We start from the raw sequence: 17,733 nt of genomic DNA on the forward strand, positions 1-17,733 counted from the left end.
TTGCTCATGGAACGAGTCGGACTAATTCAAATGACATCAGGGCCTAACCCACAGCAGAATATGGCCTATATTCAACAACAGGTGGGTGAGTTGGCGCGTGCAGGGGCTAAATTGATAGTCACTCCGGAAAACGCTCTGGTGTTTGGTAGCCGTAGTGACTACCACCAACATGCGGAGCCATTAGGGGAAGGAACTATCCAGCACTTCCTTGCACAGTTAGCGCGTGACAATAACGTTTGGCTGCTGATTGGAAGCATGCCAATCAAGCGTGATGTGGGGGTTACAACAACCTCATTACTGTTTGACCCAAACGGAATACGAGTGGCTGATTATGACAAACTACACATGTTTGATGTAGATGTCGCCGATGGACACAAGCGTTACCGCGAGTCAGAAACCTTCACGCCGGGAGAACGAATTGTCTCCTATCAAGCACCGTTTGCCCACCTAGGGTTGACTATCTGCTATGATGTTCGTTTTCCAACGTTATACAGCGAACTGGCTAGATCTGGAGCCAACCTTATTTTTGTTCCTGCGGCGTTTACTGCAGTAACAGGGAAAGCACACTGGGAAGTCTTGCTACGAGCACGTGCTATTGAAACCCAATCTTGGCTAGTCGCAGTAAATCAAGTCGGAACACACCCGTGTGGACGTGAAACTTGGGGCCACTCGATGGTTATTTCACCTTGGGGAGAGGTTATGAGTAGCCTTTCTGATCAAGCCGATAATTTATTGGTCGATATCGACCTAACTCAAGTAGAAGAATTAAGAGCAGCGATGCCAGTAGCTCAGCATGCTCGATTCAGCAATCAGTTACAACATTAAGAGCAAAGTATGACCATAAATCACGTAGAAGACGCGTTGTTAAAGACCGCCGGGCTCAGCGAACAAGATATTGCTGATACATTGTCGAGCATAGCGACTCGCCAAATTGATTATGCCGATATCTATTTTCAATCGAGTTGGCATGAATCGCTTGTTCTTGAAGATAGCATTATTAAAGACGGTTCGTTCAATATTGACCGTGGTGTCGGCGTTCGTGCAGTAACTGGAGAAAAGACAGGTTTTGCGTACTCTGACCAAATTCACTTGGAAGGTCTTAAGCAGAGTGCAATCGCTGCTCGTGGAATAGCTCAGCAAGGACAGAACGGCCGTGTACAAGCATTTACGCGCAGTGACAATCAAGATTATTATGCGGCTGTAAACCCGCTGGAAAGTTGGAAAAAAGAGCAAAAAACGCAGCTGTTGAAAGAGCTGGATGCTTATATTCGAACTAAGGAACCGTTAATTAAAGAGGTTTCTGTAAGCCTTAGCGGCGTTCATGAGCAGATGCTGGTGGCGGCAACCGATGGCACTTATGCTGGGGACATTCGTCCGCTTGTACGTTTATCTATTAGCGTTCTGGCCCAAAAAGGTGACCGTCGAGAGCGTGGCAGCTCTGGTGGTGGTGGTCGTTTTGGCTACGACTTCTTCCTCACTGAAACTGAAGGTGCAAAAGTTGCTTATCAGTATGCTGATGAAGCGATTCGCATGGCACTTGTTAATCTAGAAGCCGATGCTGCTCCAGCAGGAACAATGCCAGTTGTACTCGGCTCTGGTTGGCCGGGAGTGTTACTTCATGAAGCAGTAGGACATGGTTTAGAAGGTGACTTCAACCGTAAAGAATCTTCGGTCTTTAGTGGCAAGATTGGTGAAAAGGTGACATCAAATCTTTGTACGATCGTTGATGATGGCACATTAAAAGACCTACGTGGCTCTTTGAATGTTGATGATGAAGGCGTGAACGGTCAATACAACACACTGATTGATAATGGCGTACTAAAAGGCTACATGCAGGACAAGCTCAATGCTCGTTTAATGGGGGTTAACCCGACAGGTAATGGTCGTCGTGAATCCTATGCACATTTGCCTATGCCACGTATGACTAACACCTACATGTTGCCTGGTCAGCATACACCTGAAGAGATCATTTCAACGGTGAAGAAGGGCCTTTATGCTCCTAACTTCGGCGGTGGTCAGGTTGACATTACATCTGGTAAGTTTGTTTTCTCTGCATCTGAGGCGTATTTGATTGAGGACGGCAAGATTACTCGTCCTGTTAAAGGCGCAACCCTCATCGGCTCGGGAATAGAAGCCATGCAGCAGGTCTCTATGGTGGGTAATGACCTAAGCATTGACCGCGGTGTTGGTATATGTGGCAAAGCAGGCCAGAGCGTACCTGTAGGTGTTGGGCAACCAACATTGAAATTGGATTCAATTACAGTGGGTGGCACCGAGTAGCGAACGCTGCCAAACAAAAAGGGTTGACACTTTGTGCCAACCCTTAAAAATTTCTCGCTTAAATATCATCCCTTTCGATAGGGCAACTCATACAACGCGCACCACCACGTCCACGACCCAGTTCATTGCCCGGAATCGTGAGTACTTCAATTCCCGCTTTGTCGTATTTCTCGTTGGTGTATACATTGCGTTCGTAGCCGATCACAACCCCTGGTTTTACCGTCAGTACGTTGTTGGCATCATTCCACTGCTCACGTTCCGCTTCGTAACTATCACCACCAGTAGTAATGATCTTCAGGTAATCGAGACCAAGAGCTTGTTCAATAGCATGGATAAAGCTTGGCACTTGTTCGACTTTCATATCACCGTGATCTTTTGGTGTTAGACGCCAAGTATTGAGATCTTTACGCATGATCTCTGGATAGACAGAGAAAGTATCGATGTCCATATGCGTCATTACGGTATCAAGGTGCATACATGAACGGTGTTTTGGTAGCTCAATCGCAATGACCTCTTTAGCTTGACCATGTTTGAACAGACTCGCCGCAAGATTTTCAACACCTTGCGCGGTCGTGCGTTCAGACATGCCGATAAGCACCGCCCCTTTACCGATAACCAGTACATCACCACCTTCAATGTTAGCGTTGTCGTAGTGAAGATCTTCATCGCCAAAATACTTGATGAAATCTTGTCCTGCGAAGACGGGATGCCAACGATAAATTGCTCGTAAATGATTGGTTTCACGTTGACGTGCAGGCTTCATCATAGGGTTGAGCGACACACCACCGTAAACCCAGCAAGAGGTATCACGAGTAAACAAGTGGTTAGGAAGCGGCTCGATAACAAAGTCGAGAGGACGGTGCATGCTCGGCAACATAGAGGCTGACTGAATTGGCAACTCGGAATACGCCAATCCACCTAGCAAAACAGTCGCTAAGTGTTCATTGTCCATCTCTGCGAGATAGTGGCGCAAATCTTTCGCAAATGTCGGCCCATAGCGAAGGTCGGATATCTGGGTATTGAGCAGCCAAGTCTTAGCGTCCTCGACCGCTAAGGTTTCAACAAGTAAGTCGTGTAGTAGTAGAACTTCAACCCCCTGAGAGGTGAGGGTTTGGGCAAACTTATCATGCTCTTCCCCTGCCGCTTCAACCGCGAGAACATCATCAAAAAGCAGTTCATGACAGTTTGAAGGGGTGAGGTGGGTGAGTGCTCGCTCTGGACGGTTTAATAGAACACGTCTTAATTGACCAACTTCTGAGCCTACGTACAACTTACTCATTTTGTATCCTTACATTAAGTTTCAGAGCGTATTTATGGCAAGATTGTTATAAAGATGCAAGCGCACTTGTTGGAGGTAATAACTGGTAAATTTACTGGTTTTGGATTTTAACTCTAAAAATTAATAATTAAATAGAGTTAAATTTCATTTTATATTTAAGGGGACGAGTGTCTAAGTGTGCGTCGCTATGCGTTCTTAGATAATGGGTAGAGTGAGGATAATTTGACCCAACGAGCATAGCTATGCAGATTTTAATCAGTCAGATTTGTATTGGTATGTTTTTATGCATATTGAATGAAGAGCAGGATATGCAAAGGGCATTAATAAAAACGCATAAAGGATACGTTGCTAATAGCGGTAGAGGATTGATAGATAATTCTGAATCGAGCAAATGATAAAAAATTGTTAATTTGCGATCTTGTGAGGTCGATCTTACTTGAACTTGGGGTTGTAACAGCAGAAAGATCTGGATCCTGTCATATTCCGGGTAGTAATTTTTCTGGATCCATGCGATATTTCGTCGCTGTTAACTAAGATCAACTATGTCACTATCTGGAGCACTAAATATGTCTCACGAAGATGAATATCTATCTGTCGAAGAATTAATTGAGATTCAAAAGGAAGAGACTCGCGAAATCATTCAAGCCCTGCTAGAAGATGGCAGTGATCCAGATGCTCTGTATGAAATCGAGCACCACCTATTTGCTGAAGACTTCAACACCCTAGAAAAAGCTGTTGTTGAAGCGTTCAAGATGGGTTTTGAAGTGCTTGAAGCAGAAGAGACAGAAGACGAAGATGGCAACAAGCTACTATGCTGTGATGCGACAATGGAATCTGCATTGAACGCTGAAGCTATCGACGCGCAAGTTGAAAAACTGGTTCATCTCGCTGAGAAGTACGACATCATCTACGATGGTTGGGGTACTTACTACGAAGGTGAAGACGCACTTTACCCTGATGAAGATGACGACGACGAAGAGTAATCTCTGACATCGCACCGAATTTAAATACCAGCCACTAGGCTGGTATTTTTGTTTTGTCTCAAAGGCTGAGTATCTTTTGCCTGTTGATTGGCATTATAATCAGGCAACTTTGACCTAGGACAATATTTGCACCGATGAAACTCTCCCTTGCAGGCCTTTGGCAAGTTTCCCCACTGACTGATTTATCTATTCCACAAGATGACATCACGTTTCCAGCCCCTTTAAGTCAGGTTTTACCTAACACCTTATCGGAAGAAGAGATTGCGGAGCAGGAATGGCACTTGATGCACGATATTGAAGTCGATGAAACAATGCTGAACTTCCCATCGGTAGACTTGATCATTGCAGGTGTTGATTATCACGCTGAAGTGCGCCTCAATGGTGTTGCAGTCTTCGACTGTGATAAATCTCAGCCAGTCTACAAAAAAGATATTCGTCCTTATCTGCAAATGGGCCGTAACCGATTTGAAATTCTGTTTCTTCAAGACGAAGAGGATTGGTTGCTCGATGAAGAAGGCAGCAATGATCTTTGCCATTTAGGAGCCATTGACACACACAAACTTGATGAACGCATTGGCATCTGGAAGGAACCGTATTTGCAGTTCATTCGCAATGTCCGTTTGGAGCATGTGACCACTGAACAGATTTGGCATCATGGCGGAGGTTGTGAGTTTTTGGTTGATCTGCACTATAGAACCTATTCGCCCGGCTTAGTATCCGCATCGGTGAAGTTTAACGGCATGACGTATAACCTGCCCATTGACGTGCGTGACAACCATGCGAGCGCACTGTTTCAAATTGAAGCCCCTATTTATGCCGATAGCGTTGCTCCAAAACTTGAAGATCTTTATTTGCTCGAGGTAACGCTAGACGGCCAAACCCAACGCTTTCACGTTGGGCTGAGTAAAGAGATGTGTGTATCCCACTATCCGCTTTAGGCGTGAGTGCAATGCCAGTTAAGGGTAGCGTCCTGTTTGCGCTGCCACACCTTCTCATGGAAGTAGTAAGCGAAAGTATTAATGGTTGGCTCTATTGAGGCCATGATACCTCCAACAAATGCATCCCCAGTCATTACATACACCACACCAAATGCCACACTAAAATGCACAACTGCAAAACTGGTTGTCTTGATTTTTGCTGAGCGCGCAAAAGATTTCAGTAACTGGCTTTTTTGCCAGATCCGCTCGTGAAAATAGAAAGCGACAGTGTTTACTGAAGGTTCGATCATCGCGATCAGGCTACCGATGATCAGATCACCTGTCAGCAGGTATGCCACTGTAAATGCAATCGTAAAGTGAAGAGATGCGAATGTTAGTGTCTTTTTCATCTTGATAGCTCGGCGTTGTTGTCTATGGAGCTATTATTGATAACTATTCGCATTAATTAAATTGGCTTGTTTCGATATATTTAATAGGAAAAACCTATTAAAAAAGGGTGCCAACTCGGCACCCTTCTGAAACGCATAGCGAAGATTGTTAGCCTTGTGGCTTTACCACCAAGACATTGATCGGGGAGTTTTGAACTACTTTACTTGCAACAGAGCCAAGTACGACTTTGTCGATCTTCGAGCGTTTGTGGCTTGGCATCACGATAAGATCAGCACCAAGTTTCTCTGCGAAATCAAGAATGGTTGAGTAAGGTTTACCTTCCGCAACATGGACTTTGTAGACGATATCTTCAGAGATGTGCTCTACCGCGAACTCTTTAAGCTGATTTTCAACATCGGCTTTCATCTTCATGGCTGCATCTTTAGGGAAGTAGCTAGCCACCATTGACATGTGAATACCAGGCAATACATTCAATAGGTGCACCACAGCATTTGAGTGTTTTGCGTGCCAAATAGCAAGCTCGACAGCTTTATCGGAAAAGCCTTTGTCGTTCAGATCGACAGGAACAAGAATTTGCTTATACATTATTGATTCTCTTCATTTTCACCTACTGAGGGAAACCCAATATGGTGGTGATGTTGCATCCTTAGTGTAAGTGTAGCCCCACAACCTAAGGTGGGGCTGACTAAGTTACGCGCTCAGCTGTTCCTTTCGAGCTCGTCGTTTTTGGTTTAACGCAAGACCAATCAAGATGATCAGTGCAGGTACGAACACCCACTCTTTCATTGGTCGATCTGCGGCCACAACAACCGAAGTTATCTCCCAGTCGAAATCGATCCCAGCAGCTTCTGCAGGGCTACCAAACTCAACCATATCAACAACCATGCGGCTATCGGTGTTGTTGAGCATTAAGCCCATCGAACTGATTCTCTCATCGGCAGTGGTGGCATCATCTTCAAATGGAAGACGTACCGTTTTCGAAATGAAATCACCTTCAAGGTTTTCACCCGATACGATCAGTTCAATACTTTCGCCAACATTCAACTGCTCGGCAATTTGAGAAATTTCAGTGCCTGGGTAAAGTTCTTTAGCTGGGTAAATTTGATCCCACCAATAACCCGGACGGAAGAAAGTAAAGGTTAGGAAAAGCAGCAGCGCAGTCTCCCACCATTTGTTCTTGGTAAACCACCAGCCTTGTGTTGCCGCTGAGAATATCAGCATTGCTATCACAGACGATATGATCGTAAGCAATAAATGCCACCAACTATCAATTCCCATCAATAATAGCTGGGTATTGAAGATGAACATAAATGGCAAGATGGCGGTACGAATATCGTAGGTGAAACCTTGGATACCGGTTCGAATCGGGTCTGACTTTGCTATTGCAGCCGCAGCGAAAGCCGCTAAGCCCACAGGTGGAGTATCATCTGCCAGAATACCGAAGTAGAACACAAATAGATGGACAGCAATCAGTGGAATGATGAAGCCACTTTGAGCGCCTAACGTCACGATCACGGGAGCCATCAGAGTAGAAACCACAATGTAGTTTGCTGTTGTTGGTAGACCCATACCTAAGATCAAGCTGATTACCGCGGTGAATACCAACATCATGATGATATTTCCGCCAGAGATAAACTCGACAAAGTCAGTCATTACCAGACCGATACCAGTCAGTGTTACGACACCAACCACGGTACCCGCAGCCGCTGTTGCGACACCGATACCGATCATGTTACGTGCACCTGAGACCAAGCTTTCGGCAAGATCAACAAAACCGACTTTAGTCTGCTCAGCAACATCGCCTTCTTTCGATAATACGGCGATTAGCGGGCGTTGAGTGATCAAGATAAAGATCATAAATACCGTCGCCCAGAACGCCGATAGACCTGGAGAGAAACGTTCAACGGTTAAACACCAAACTAATACGACGATAGGAAGTAGGTAGTGCAAACCCGATTTGATGGTCGGCCCTGGATCTGGCACTTCCGTTAGCTCAGCATCAATCTCGATCGACCCTTCTTTCGCATAGCTTGCAGATATCTTCACCAAAGCCACATAAGCAAGCAGAAGTGCAACAGTGACAATTGGTGTTGCGGCATCACCAAATACATCTTTAGTCCAGCCAACACCGTAATAGACAGCCCCACTGATCACGCAAAGACCTAAGATGGTGCCAGTAAAAGAAAGAAGGCTATTAATAAATTTAGGCGTATGGCGACGAGGCAGACCAGTCATGCCCGCTTTACAAGCTTCAAGGTGAACAATGTAAATCAGAGCAATGTATGAGATCAGAGCAGGCAGAATTGCGGCCTTGATGACTTCAACATAGGAAATACCCACATACTCCACCATAAGGAAGGCTGCTGCCCCCATAATCGGCGGTGTTAGCTGGCCATTCGTTGAAGCGGCAACTTCAACCGCACCCGCTTTAGTCCCCGGGAAACCAACACGCTTCATCAAAGGAATGGTGAATGTACCGGTTGTTACTACGTTAGCAATCGACGAGCCTGAAACAAGTCCAGAGAGACCTGATGCAACGACGGCTGCTTTCGCTGGACCACCTCTCATGTGACCAAGCAGGGAGAAAGCGACTTTGATGAAGTAAGCACCCGCACCCGCTCGCTCGAGCATTGCTCCAAAGAGTACGAACAGGAAGACGAAGGAAGTTGAAACACCCAGTGCCACACCAAATACCCCTTCGGTAGTCAGCCACAAGTGAGACATTGCTTTGCCAAGGCTCGCACCTTTGTGAGCGATAACGTCAGGCATGTAAGGGCCGCCAAAGGTGTACAATAAAAACACAGCAGCGACGACCATCAATGGGGGACCGAGTGCACGACGAGTCGCTTCTAGAAGTAGCAGCATACCTGCCACAGCGATAGCGATGTCAAACTCCGTTGGTGCACCAGAACGGCCCGCGAGTTCGGTATAGAAAATATAGATATAGGCAGCGGAAAAACTACCCGCTAGCGCAAGCAGCCAGTCAACAACTGGAATGCGATCACGTGGTGAATTCTTCATTGCTGGGTAAGCTGTAAACGCGAGAAATACAGCGAACATTAAATGAATAGAACGTGCTTCGGTATCGTTGAGTACGCCAAAGTTAAAAATGAACGGCAGAGGGGATGCGTACCAAAGTTGGAACAGTGACCAACATAGCGGCACAAACCATAGGATGCGACCTGACAGTCCAGAAGGAGCACGCGCACCAGTATCGGATTGAGCTACCATTTCTTGCACATCTTGAGACGGAGTTGTTGTCTTCGACATGTACTTAATCCTTATTATAAATGGTCCGTATATTTATGATTATGAGAACCTTTATTTCGCATCTTTCATTGTAGTGAAAAGATGAAATATTGCTCAGTTGTATGGTTTCTTGGGTATATAACGAGGTAGAGCTTCTAGATAATGAAACTCAAAATAGAGTCTAGTGTTTTTATGAGTACGAGTTTTAACCAAGGAGGCGAATGCCTCCTTGATTTTCAAAGAGAGCTTACTTAAGTAGGCCGATCTCTTTGTAGTACTTCTCTGCACCTGGGTGTAGAGGGATAGAAAGACCTGATTTAACCATGTCTTCTTTCTTCAAGTTTGCAAACGCAGGGTGTAGGCGCTTGAATGTATCGAAGTTCTCGAATACAGATTTAGCAACGTTGTAAGCAACTTCGTCAGAAACTTTTGTCGAAGTTACCATTGTTGCCGCAACACCAAAGCTGTTTACGTCTTTGTCTGTACCACGGTACATGCCAGCTGGAACTGTGCTGTATGCGTAGTAAGGATTGTTTGCAACGATTTCATCGATCTTCGCACCAGTTGCTGAAACGAGTTTCGCATCACATGAAGTAGTTGCTTCTTTGATAGATCCATTTGGGTGACCAACTACGTAAACGAACGCGTCGATCTTGTTGTCACAAAGAGCTTGAGAACGCTCAGAACCTTTAAGTTCAGAAGCCAGTTTGAAGTCTTCGTTAGTCCAACCCATTGCTTCCATAACCACGCCCATAGTTGCGCGGTCACCAGAGCCTGGGTTACCAATGTTTACACGCTTACCTTTAAGGTCAGTAACATTTTCGATACCAGCATCGCTACGAGCGATGATGTTGAATGGTTCTGTGTGTAGAGAGAATACTGCACGTAGCTCTTTGTACGGGCCTTGCTCAGCAAACTTACTTGTACCGTTGTAGCCATGGTACTGCCAGTCAGACTGAACGATACCGAAGTCTAGTTCACCAGCACGCATAGTGTTTACGTTGTAAATAGAACCACCAGTTGATTCTACAGAACAACGGATGTTGTGTTCTTTACGGCCTTTGTTGACTAGCTTACAGATAGCACCACCAGTTGGGTAGTAAACACCCGTTACAGAGCCAGTACCAATAGTGATGAACTCTTGAGCGTTAACTGCGCCAGCGCCCATAACAGCAGCTGCAATCGCACCAACTTTAATAAGTTTGTTCAATGCCATGAATTTCCCTTCCTTTATTCATTATTAACCCTAAGCAATTGTAGTTGCTGTGGGAGTTTCCTATAAACGGAAACGGCATCTTTTCCAATCCGTATGTTGAAAAAGCGGCTGAATAATATCAAAAAATTGGCACATAATTACACGATTGTTAAAGAATATAGACAATATGCCTAGTTGTTCTAACAATGTTTAGTGAATATTTCGAGATTAAAATCTTTTAAAATCATCGAGTTATACTCCGGCATAAACCAAAGTATGATTTATTTAAGATGTGATCTAAATCACGCCGCTAAATTGGCGGCGCGATTTATATTTTGCTGATTTATATGAAACTAGCCTGTGTATTCAAACAGATCGCACACAGAGGCAAAGAGTTGCTCTGTAGTAATTGATAACGTTGGCGTAATGAAGATGGTATCGTCGCCAGCGACAACACCTAGAATGCCTTCTGATTTGCCCAGTGAATCGAGTAAGCGAGCAATTAACTGAGCGGCCCCCGGGCCAGTGTGAATAACAACGAGTGCATTGTTGTGGTCGATATCTAAAACCAGCTCACGCAAAGAGCTTGAAACTGTAGGTACCCCAAGCTCTGCTGGAAGGCAGTAAACCATTTCCATTTTTGCATTGCGAGTACGTACAGCACCGAACTTAGTCAGCATGCGTGATACTTTTGACTGGTTGATATTCTCAAACCCTTCGTTTTTAAGAGCTTCCACAATGTCGCCTTGGGAGCCAAAACGTTCTTCTTTTAGCAGGGCTTTGAAAGCGCGAACGAGGTTATCTTGTTTTTCTGAATGGCGCATGGTTCTCTTTCTATGTTGGTGAATATAAAAAGCAAGTGAATATTCTCGCATAGCTATGCACATAGTGCCAACTTCAAGCCCAATTTCTGTCTAGCATATCACTGTAAACTTCAAGGTTATTTTCCGTAGAAAAGCCTCTTAAATCTTTGTCATCAAAGGTAAAGCAGATCATAATAGCCGCAATGTGTGTAGCACGCTTTAGTCGCATTGCGCAAGGTCGCAAAGCTGACGTTAATTGATTGTAATCAGGTTGTGATTGGTTTAGCTTGAACGCAGCTGATTTTAAATCGCCCTACAAAACATATATAAGAGAATCTTCTCAAGGAGAACTACGATGAAAGTAGCTGTTATTGGTGCCGCTGGTGGCATCGGTCAAGCCCTAGCCCTTCTACTTAAAAACCGCCTTCCTGCTGGTACAGATCTCGCTCTGTATGACATTGCGCCTGTAACTCCGGGTGTTGCAGCAGATCTAAGCCACATCCCAACACCAGTATCAATCAAAGGTTATGCTGGTGAAGATCCAACGCCTGCACTTGAAGGTGCCGATGTTGTACTGATCTCTGCGGGTGTTGCACGTAAGCCTGGTATGGACCGTGCGGATCTATTTAACGTAAACGCGGGCATCGTGAAGTCTCTTGCTCAACGCATCGCAGATGTATGTCCAAAAGCAATGGTTGGTATCATCACTAACCCTGTAAACACAACTGTGCCAATTGCAGCTGAAGTTCTTAAGCAAGCGGGTGTTTACGACAAGCGTCGTCTTTTCGGTGTAACTACGCTTGACGTAATTCGTTCAGAAACGTTTGTTGCTGAGCTGAAAGACAAAGATCCAGGCCAAGTACGTGTACCGGTTATCGGTGGTCACTCAGGTGTTACGATTCTTCCTCTACTGTCTCAAGTTGAGGGTGTTGAGTTTACGGCTGAAGAAGTAGAAGCACTGACTAAACGTATTCAAAACGCAGGTACTGAAGTTGTTGAAGCTAAAGCGGGTGGCGGTAGTGCGACTCTATCTATGGGTCAAGCGGCATGTCGTTTTGGTCTAGCTCTAGTTAAAGCACTTCAAGGTGAAGAAGTGATTGAATACGCATACGTTGAAGGTGAAGGTGAGCACGCACCATTCTTCGCTCAGCCAGTGAAACTAGGCAAAGACGGTGTAGAAGAAGTACTAAGCTACGGTGAGTTGAGTGACTTCGAGAAATCTGCACTAGATGGCATGCTTGAGACACTTAACGGCGACATCCAAACGGGCGTTGACTTTGTAAACAAGTAATCCAATTTGAATAATGATAAAGCCGACTTTCGAGTCGGCTTTTTTGATCCTTTCGGTTTTCCTGCTGTACTTACTGAGTAGCAGAGGAGAAAAAAGATGGATATTAGGGAGCTAGAAAAGGGCATGCTAGTGGAATGCCGTCAGGGAGTTGGAGTCGTGGTCGAGACGGATGAAAGTACGCATGCGGTCGTGATCGAAGATCGAAGCTCACATCAAAAGTTTGAAGTTGATGTTGAGGATCTGATTGATGAACCTCAGCTTCATCATGGATGTGAACGTTACTATTAGCGAAAACAAAAAAAGCGAGCATTAGAGCTCGCTTTTTAGGGAATGGCTTCGATTACTTACGTACAGCGATGGCTTCGATTTCGATGCCAACATCTTTTGGTAGACGAGCAACTTCTACGCAAGAACGTGCTGGGTAGTGAGCAACATTGTGCTCATCAAAGAACTTACCGTACACTTCGTTTACTGTGCCGAAGTCATTTAGATCTTTTACAAACACCGTTAGTTTTACGATGTCTGATACAGATAGGCCAGAGGCTTCAACTACTGCTTTTACGTTTTCTAGAGACTGACGAGCTTGTTCTGCGATGTCAGATGATACTTCACCCGTAGCTGGGTTTACTGGGATTTGGCCTGAAGTCAGTACCATGTTACCAAGGTCAACACCTTGCACATATGGGCCGATAGCTGCAGGAGCTGATTCAGTGTGAAGTACTTTAGTCATTGTTATATTCCATCTGTTTAGGGTTACTGGAAGAAAACTCAGTTTGCCGCGAATCTCGTGCTTCGTAAAGGTAAAAATCCCTGCTTGAGTTAAGCAGGGACAAATTCTTACCTTAAGTTAACTCTCAGATATTCATTAGCGTTCAGTAACGATTTCGCGAGAGAAAACTTTCTCACAGTATTTGCACTTCAATCGGATATCGTTGTTTTTCTCAAATACTTTGAAGCTACTTTCTACAGGCTCACCGTGTGTGATGCAGTTGGTGTTCGGACATTCAAATACATTATTCACTTGTTCTGGTAACTCAAGAGCAAGCTTCTTAACAACCTGATAGTCTTCAATTTGGTTGACTGTGGCATGCGGCGCATAAAGCGCTAATTTGCTTGCCTGCTCTTCGGTGATAAACACATTTTCGATCTTGAGTAGGTCTTTATGACCTAGGGCAGATGAAGGCAGATTTAAGCCCACGGTTACGCGCTGTTGTGATTTATGCATTGAGAACAGCTTGAGCACCTTAATGCCAATTTGTGCTGGAATGTGGTCGATTACGGTGCCATTTTTAATCGCTTCAACCTGCAATTGAGTTTCTTTGTTCATGGTTTTTTCTCCTCGATTACAGTGTTTCATTTAGTACAAGTGCAAGTAGAGCCTGACGTGCATATACACCATTTTCTGCTTGTTCGAAGTAATAAGCGTGTGGGGTTTTATCAACGTCCACTGTGATTTCATCGACACGTGGAAGTGGATGAAGCACTTTAAGATTTTCACGTGCACCTTCTAGCATGGCTGCCGTCAGAATGTATGCGGATTTAATATGTGCGTATTCAGATTCGTCGAAACGCTCTTTTTGAACACGAGTCATGTAAAGAACGTCTAGGTCTGGAATGACACTTTCCATATCGGTGTGCAAACTGTATTGGATGCCAGCTTCGTCGAGTTCTTCGCAAATGTAATCTGGCATTGCAAGCGCTTCTGGAGCGATAAAGAAGAAGCGGATGTTGTTAAATTTTGCCAACGCTTGGGTAAGCGAGTGGACAGTACGACCATATTTTAGATCGCCAACGAAAGCGACGTTCAGCTCATCCAGTCGACCTTGCGTTTCTGCAATAGAGAAGAGGTCCAGTACGGTTTGAGTCGGATGTTGATTTGCTCCGTCGCCACCGTTAATAACTGGTACACCATTAGAAAATTCAGACGCTAGGCGCGCAGCACCTTCTTGAGGGTGGCGCATAACAAAGGCATCAACATACGAAGAGATAACCTGAACGGAATCCGCCAATGTTTCACCTTTCTTCGCCAGTGAAGTATTACCGCCATTATCGAAACCAATGACATCACCACCAATGCGTTGGATAGCGGTTTCGAAAGAGAGACGTGTACGGGTTGATGGTTCGAAGAAGCAGCTTGCAACCACTTTGTTTTTAATTAACTCAGGTTGCGGCTTAGCCTTCAGCTCTCCAGCCGTTTTGACAATCAATTCCAGCTCTTCACGTGAAAGCTCAGGAATCGAGATAATATGCTTGTTATAAAGCGTGTTTGTCATAATCATCTTCCCAGTCATGAATTTTAGGCACAAAAAAGCCCCCCATTAAGGGAGGCTTTAGAAATCGGTGAAAATAGAAAAAACAAGTCCCAGTAAGCGTGTTGGCTTACTCAGTGTAATACGCTTTGTAGAGCACGAATTACGTGGCATTGTTTTACTATCTCCAGACAAATTGCCGAGCATTATACGCTGAAGAATGGTGAACGCAAGCGATTACATCGACGGTTTTAGTATCGAATCTCACCTAAGATTAACTACCGAGTGTGGCAACCATCACAGCTTTAATTGTGTGCATTCGGTTTTCCGCTTCATCGAAAACGATAGAGTGTTCGGACTCAAACACGTCTTCCGTCACTTCCAGTCCTTTCATACCGTATTTCTCAGCGACTTGTTTCCCTACAGTGGTTTCATCATTATGGAATGCGGGTAGACAGTGCATAAACTTCACTTGTGCATTGCCGGTTTTAGCAATCACATCCATGTTGACTTGATAGGGGGTCATCATTGCGACACGTTCATCCCAAGCTTCTGGTGCTTCACCCATGGATACCCACACGTCTGTGTACAGGTAGTCACAACCTTTTACGCCTTCTTCAACGTTTTCGGTTAAGGTGATTTTTGCGCCCGTCTGATCTGCGATCTGCTGGCAAGTGGTGACCAATTCTTCTTCTGGCCAGAACGCTTTTGGTGCGACCAGGCGGATATCCATCCCCATTTTAGCCGCGCCTACCAGTAGGGAGTTGCCCATGTTGTTGCGGGCGTCACCAAGGTAAGCGAACTTAATCTCATGCAGTTGTTTTCCACGCCCATGCTCAAGCATAGTCAAAAAGTCTGCCAGAATTTGTGTCGGGTGAAACTCATCCGTCAGGCCATTCCAAACGGGCACACCTGCGTACTGACCGAGTTCTTCAACAATGGATTGACCAAAACCACGGTATTCAATGCCATCGTACATTCGACCAAGGACTCGTGCGGTGTCTTTCATCGATTCCTTGTGTCCGATTTGAGACCCAGATGGACCGATATAAGAAACCTGTGCTCCTTGATCAAAAGCGGCAACTTCAAAAGCACAACGTGTGCGAGTCGAGGCCTTTTCGAAGATTAGCGCAATGTTCTTACCGACCAGTTTCTTCTGTTCGGTGCCAGCATATTTGGCTTTCTTTAGATCCGCAGAGAGATCAAGCAGAAACTGAATCTCTTTCGGGGTGAAATCGAGTAGCTTTAGGAAATTTCGGTTACGTAGATTGAAGGCCATACACCAGTCCTGAATGTTGATTCGGTTTAATGGCTTTAGTTAAACATATTTAACTGCTGTTTGTGAATAATTATTTTAAATAAATGCCGAGATATGAATTATATCTCGGCAAAAATGATTATAAATTCTCTTCGGCGTATTCAGCTAGTCGGCTGCGAACCACGCCATTGAGGTGAATGTTGGCACTTCCTTCAAAGTTTTTAAATCGCTCGACCATATAGGTTAAGCCAGAAGTGACGGGGGTTAGATAGTGAGAATCGATTTGTGCTAGGTTACCTGAGCAGACGATCTTAGTCCCTTCACCACAACGGGTTATGATGGTTTTGATCTGAGAAGCGGTCAGGTTCTGACACTCATCGAGCAAGACGAAGGCATTTTGGATCGAACGTCCGCGCATAAAATTGATCGATTTGAACTGAATATTGGCTTTGTCGCAGATGTATTTCAATGAGCCTTCAGTGCAGTGATCGTTTTTATGCAATGCTTCTAATGTATCGGTGACTGCCGCAAGCCATGGCATCATTTTCTCTTCTTCACTACCCGGTAAAAAGCCGATGGCTTCACCTATGTCTGGGGTGTTTCGAGTGACGATGATTTTGTCAAAGATGCCTTTTTCTATGGTTTGCTCTAGTGCAGAGGCGAGAGCGAGTAGGGTTTTACCACTACCGGCAGCCCCAGTTAGGATCACCAGATCAATGTCTGGATCGAGTAGGGCATCTAGCGCCATGCCTTGATAGATGTTTTTTGGGGTGATATCCCAAGCGCGTCGATGCATCATTCTTTCACGGCTGAGATCTTTAATGGTGATCGTATCTTGGTCAATCTCCTCTACGCGCCCTGCGAAGTCGCTGTCCTCATCGATCATGTACTGATTGATATAAGTAGGCTCAAAGGGTTCGCGTGCGATGGTGTGATAGGTTCTGCCAGCAAGGGTTTTACTTTCGACATTTTGGACATTGCTCCAGAACTCTCCTTCGATTTGCTGGAATCCTTTTGTCAGGTATTGAACGTCATCAATGAGCTGATCTGTGCGGTAGTCTTCAACAAACCTAACCCCGGCCCCTTTTGCCCGTAAGCGCATGTTGATGTCTTTGGTGACTAAGATGACTTCGCGCGGTGCACGTTTGTTTTGCAAATAGAGCACACCATTTAAGATGCGGTTGTCACCGGCTTTATCGGCAAAAGCTTTGACGGTCTCTTGCAACTCAAAGTCAGCCAGAATGGCAATGTGTCCGGTATTCTCTTTCTCTTTGTTGGTGGGGATGCCTTCGGATATCTCATCTGGAGTGGCATCTTTAAACATCGCTTCTAGTGCACGTATTGCGACACGCGCATCGCGAGCAACATCGCGTTTACTGTCCTTAATTCGGTCAAGCTCTTCAAGCACAGTCATTGGGATAACGACATCGTGTTCCTTAAATGAGTAGATGGCGAGTGGTTCATGAAGAAGAATGTTGGTGTCTAGGACAAAAATTTTCCGGTCTGTATCACCCATAAGCGTCTCCTTGCCAGTTGGCGGCCTGCTTACTCTTCAAGCTTTGCTATGAAGAGGATCTCTGCGGTTGGTTGCAGCGATGTAGCCAGGTAATCAGAGTTCGCTGATGGTTTGACTACAAAAACTGCAAACCCGTGTTGAACGTCATCCTATTTGAATGCATCAGTTGTGCCAGTCAGAAACTTGACGTGAAATGATGCTGCTCATAGATAAGTATAAACAGCTTTTTCAACACGCTCTTTTAGAAGTGCCACTGATTTCTTACACTTTGATGTCACACTCAGCTTGAGCAAAAAATTGTT

Annotated in this window: 17 protein-coding genes; 6 read left to right on the forward strand and 11 right to left on the reverse strand. The window is 45.0% G+C overall.

From position 1 onward, the window contains the following. Positions 1–6 precede the first annotated feature (6 nt). Both ACQEXP_RS14305 and tldD read left to right on the forward strand, forming a co-directional pair. Complete coding sequence (locus tag ACQEXP_RS14305; RefSeq protein ID WP_426970597.1) at positions 7–825, forward strand: carbon-nitrogen hydrolase family protein; 819 nt, start codon at positions 7–9, stop codon at positions 823–825. Positions 826–834: 9 nt separating this feature from the next. Beyond that, positions 835–2,280 carry a metalloprotease TldD gene (gene tldD / locus ACQEXP_RS14310; protein ID WP_426970599.1) on the forward strand — a complete coding sequence of 482 codons (1,446 nt, stop codon included), beginning with the start codon at positions 835–837 and terminating at the stop codon, positions 2,278–2,280. A gap of 58 nt (positions 2,281–2,338) precedes the next feature. Here tldD and arcA read toward each other — a convergent pair whose 3' ends face one another. After that, positions 2,339–3,559: an arginine deiminase gene (gene arcA, locus ACQEXP_RS14315; RefSeq protein ID WP_426970600.1), complete on the reverse strand. Its 1,221-nt coding sequence runs from the start codon at positions 3,557–3,559 to the stop codon at positions 2,339–2,341. Positions 3,560–4,125: 566 nt separating this feature from the next. On the opposite strand from arcA, the gene rraB reads away from it, so the two are divergent. Both rraB and ACQEXP_RS14325 read left to right on the forward strand, forming a co-directional pair. Further along, a complete protein-coding gene (gene rraB, locus ACQEXP_RS14320) occupies positions 4,126–4,542 on the forward strand; it encodes a ribonuclease E inhibitor RraB (protein ID WP_269377966.1) in 417 nt (138 codons plus the stop codon). A gap of 134 nt (positions 4,543–4,676) precedes the next feature. Then, complete coding sequence (locus ACQEXP_RS14325; RefSeq protein WP_426970601.1) at positions 4,677–5,480, forward strand: glycosyl hydrolase 2 galactose-binding domain-containing protein; 804 nt, start codon at positions 4,677–4,679, stop codon at positions 5,478–5,480. On the opposite strand, the gene ACQEXP_RS14330 is transcribed toward ACQEXP_RS14325, so the two are convergent. The 5 genes from ACQEXP_RS14330 to argR form a co-directional block, all read right to left on the reverse strand. Continuing rightward, positions 5,477–5,869, reverse strand: a complete 393-nt coding sequence (locus tag ACQEXP_RS14330) for a DUF2061 domain-containing protein (protein ID WP_269377968.1) — start codon at positions 5,867–5,869, stop codon at positions 5,477–5,479. The two genes, ACQEXP_RS14325 and ACQEXP_RS14330, sit on opposite strands and share 4 nt — an antisense overlap. 148 nt (positions 5,870–6,017) lie before the next feature. Further along, complete coding sequence (locus ACQEXP_RS14335) at positions 6,018–6,455, reverse strand: universal stress protein (RefSeq protein WP_269377969.1); 438 nt, start codon at positions 6,453–6,455, stop codon at positions 6,018–6,020. A 105-nt stretch (positions 6,456–6,560) separates the two neighbouring features. After that, positions 6,561–9,140, reverse strand: a complete 2,580-nt coding sequence (locus ACQEXP_RS14340; protein ID WP_426970603.1) for a TRAP transporter permease — start codon at positions 9,138–9,140, stop codon at positions 6,561–6,563. A gap of 226 nt (positions 9,141–9,366) precedes the next feature. Next, entirely contained in the window at positions 9,367–10,335 is a 969-nt protein-coding gene (locus ACQEXP_RS14345) for a TAXI family TRAP transporter solute-binding subunit (RefSeq protein WP_269377971.1), read from the reverse strand. Between the two features lie 332 nt (positions 10,336–10,667). Further along, positions 10,668–11,138, reverse strand: coding sequence for a transcriptional regulator ArgR (argR, locus tag ACQEXP_RS14350; protein WP_269377972.1), 471 nt, complete (start codon positions 11,136–11,138; stop codon positions 10,668–10,670). A gap of 334 nt (positions 11,139–11,472) precedes the next feature. Here argR and mdh point away from each other — a divergent pair, with 334 nt between their 5' ends. Both mdh and ACQEXP_RS14360 read left to right on the forward strand, forming a co-directional pair. Beyond that, positions 11,473–12,408 (forward strand): malate dehydrogenase, encoded by a 936-nt coding sequence (gene mdh / locus ACQEXP_RS14355; protein ID WP_426970605.1) that lies wholly within the window; start codon positions 11,473–11,475, stop codon positions 12,406–12,408. Between the two features lie 96 nt (positions 12,409–12,504). Beyond that, on the forward strand, positions 12,505–12,696 hold the full coding sequence (locus ACQEXP_RS14360; RefSeq protein ID WP_138971929.1) for a hypothetical protein: 192 nt from the start codon (positions 12,505–12,507) through the stop codon (positions 12,694–12,696). Between the two features lie 52 nt (positions 12,697–12,748). On the opposite strand, the gene ACQEXP_RS14365 is transcribed toward ACQEXP_RS14360, so the two are convergent. The 5 genes from ACQEXP_RS14365 to ACQEXP_RS14385 all read right to left on the reverse strand — a co-directional run bounded on the left by ACQEXP_RS14365 (position 12,749) and on the right by ACQEXP_RS14385 (position 17,431). Next, the gene (locus ACQEXP_RS14365) at positions 12,749–13,138 is read right to left on the reverse strand and encodes a RidA family protein (RefSeq protein ID WP_269377974.1); all 390 of its coding nucleotides are present in this window, start codon (positions 13,136–13,138) and stop codon (positions 12,749–12,751) included. A 135-nt stretch (positions 13,139–13,273) separates the two neighbouring features. Continuing rightward, complete coding sequence (pyrI, locus tag ACQEXP_RS14370) at positions 13,274–13,735, reverse strand: aspartate carbamoyltransferase regulatory subunit (protein ID WP_138971931.1); 462 nt, start codon at positions 13,733–13,735, stop codon at positions 13,274–13,276. Positions 13,736–13,751: 16 nt separating this feature from the next. Next, a complete protein-coding gene (gene pyrB, locus ACQEXP_RS14375; protein ID WP_269377975.1) occupies positions 13,752–14,681 on the reverse strand; it encodes an aspartate carbamoyltransferase in 930 nt (309 codons plus the stop codon). Positions 14,682–14,931: 250 nt separating this feature from the next. Beyond that, positions 14,932–15,936 carry an ornithine carbamoyltransferase gene (locus ACQEXP_RS14380; RefSeq protein ID WP_269377976.1) on the reverse strand — a complete coding sequence of 335 codons (1,005 nt, stop codon included), beginning with the start codon at positions 15,934–15,936 and terminating at the stop codon, positions 14,932–14,934. Between the two features lie 118 nt (positions 15,937–16,054). Continuing rightward, positions 16,055–17,431, reverse strand: coding sequence for a PhoH family protein (locus tag ACQEXP_RS14385; RefSeq protein WP_269377977.1), 1,377 nt, complete (start codon positions 17,429–17,431; stop codon positions 16,055–16,057). Positions 17,432–17,733: the final 302 nt, after the last annotated feature.

The sequence above is a fragment of the Vibrio sp. TRT 1302 genome (assembly GCF_050113875.1).
In the GTDB taxonomy this organism is placed as follows: Bacteria; Pseudomonadota; Gammaproteobacteria; order Enterobacterales; family Vibrionaceae; genus Vibrio.

Coding starts and splice junctions, on each gene's coding strand:
- ACQEXP_RS14305 (WP_426970597.1), top strand. CDS start 7: ATGGAACGAGTCGGACTAATTCAAATGACATCAGGGCCTAACCCACAG.
- tldD (WP_426970599.1), top strand. CDS start 835: ATGACCATAAATCACGTAGAAGACGCGTTGTTAAAGACCGCCGGGCTC.
- arcA (WP_426970600.1), bottom strand. CDS start 3,559: ATGAGTAAGTTGTACGTAGGCTCAGAAGTTGGTCAATTAAGACGTGTT.
- rraB (WP_269377966.1), top strand. CDS start 4,126: ATGTCTCACGAAGATGAATATCTATCTGTCGAAGAATTAATTGAGATT.
- ACQEXP_RS14325 (WP_426970601.1), top strand. CDS start 4,677: ATGAAACTCTCCCTTGCAGGCCTTTGGCAAGTTTCCCCACTGACTGAT.
- ACQEXP_RS14330 (WP_269377968.1), bottom strand. CDS start 5,869: ATGAAAAAGACACTAACATTCGCATCTCTTCACTTTACGATTGCATTT.
- ACQEXP_RS14335 (WP_269377969.1), bottom strand. CDS start 6,455: ATGTATAAGCAAATTCTTGTTCCTGTCGATCTGAACGACAAAGGCTTT.
- ACQEXP_RS14340 (WP_426970603.1), bottom strand. CDS start 9,140: ATGTCGAAGACAACAACTCCGTCTCAAGATGTGCAAGAAATGGTAGCT.
- ACQEXP_RS14345 (WP_269377971.1), bottom strand. CDS start 10,335: ATGGCATTGAACAAACTTATTAAAGTTGGTGCGATTGCAGCTGCTGTT.
- argR (WP_269377972.1), bottom strand. CDS start 11,138: ATGCGCCATTCAGAAAAACAAGATAACCTCGTTCGCGCTTTCAAAGCC.
- mdh (WP_426970605.1), top strand. CDS start 11,473: ATGAAAGTAGCTGTTATTGGTGCCGCTGGTGGCATCGGTCAAGCCCTA.
- ACQEXP_RS14360 (WP_138971929.1), top strand. CDS start 12,505: ATGGATATTAGGGAGCTAGAAAAGGGCATGCTAGTGGAATGCCGTCAG.
- ACQEXP_RS14365 (WP_269377974.1), bottom strand. CDS start 13,138: ATGACTAAAGTACTTCACACTGAATCAGCTCCTGCAGCTATCGGCCCA.
- pyrI (WP_138971931.1), bottom strand. CDS start 13,735: ATGAACAAAGAAACTCAATTGCAGGTTGAAGCGATTAAAAATGGCACC.
- pyrB (WP_269377975.1), bottom strand. CDS start 14,681: ATGACAAACACGCTTTATAACAAGCATATTATCTCGATTCCTGAGCTT.
- ACQEXP_RS14380 (WP_269377976.1), bottom strand. CDS start 15,936: ATGGCCTTCAATCTACGTAACCGAAATTTCCTAAAGCTACTCGATTTC.
- ACQEXP_RS14385 (WP_269377977.1), bottom strand. CDS start 17,431: ATGGGTGATACAGACCGGAAAATTTTTGTCCTAGACACCAACATTCTT.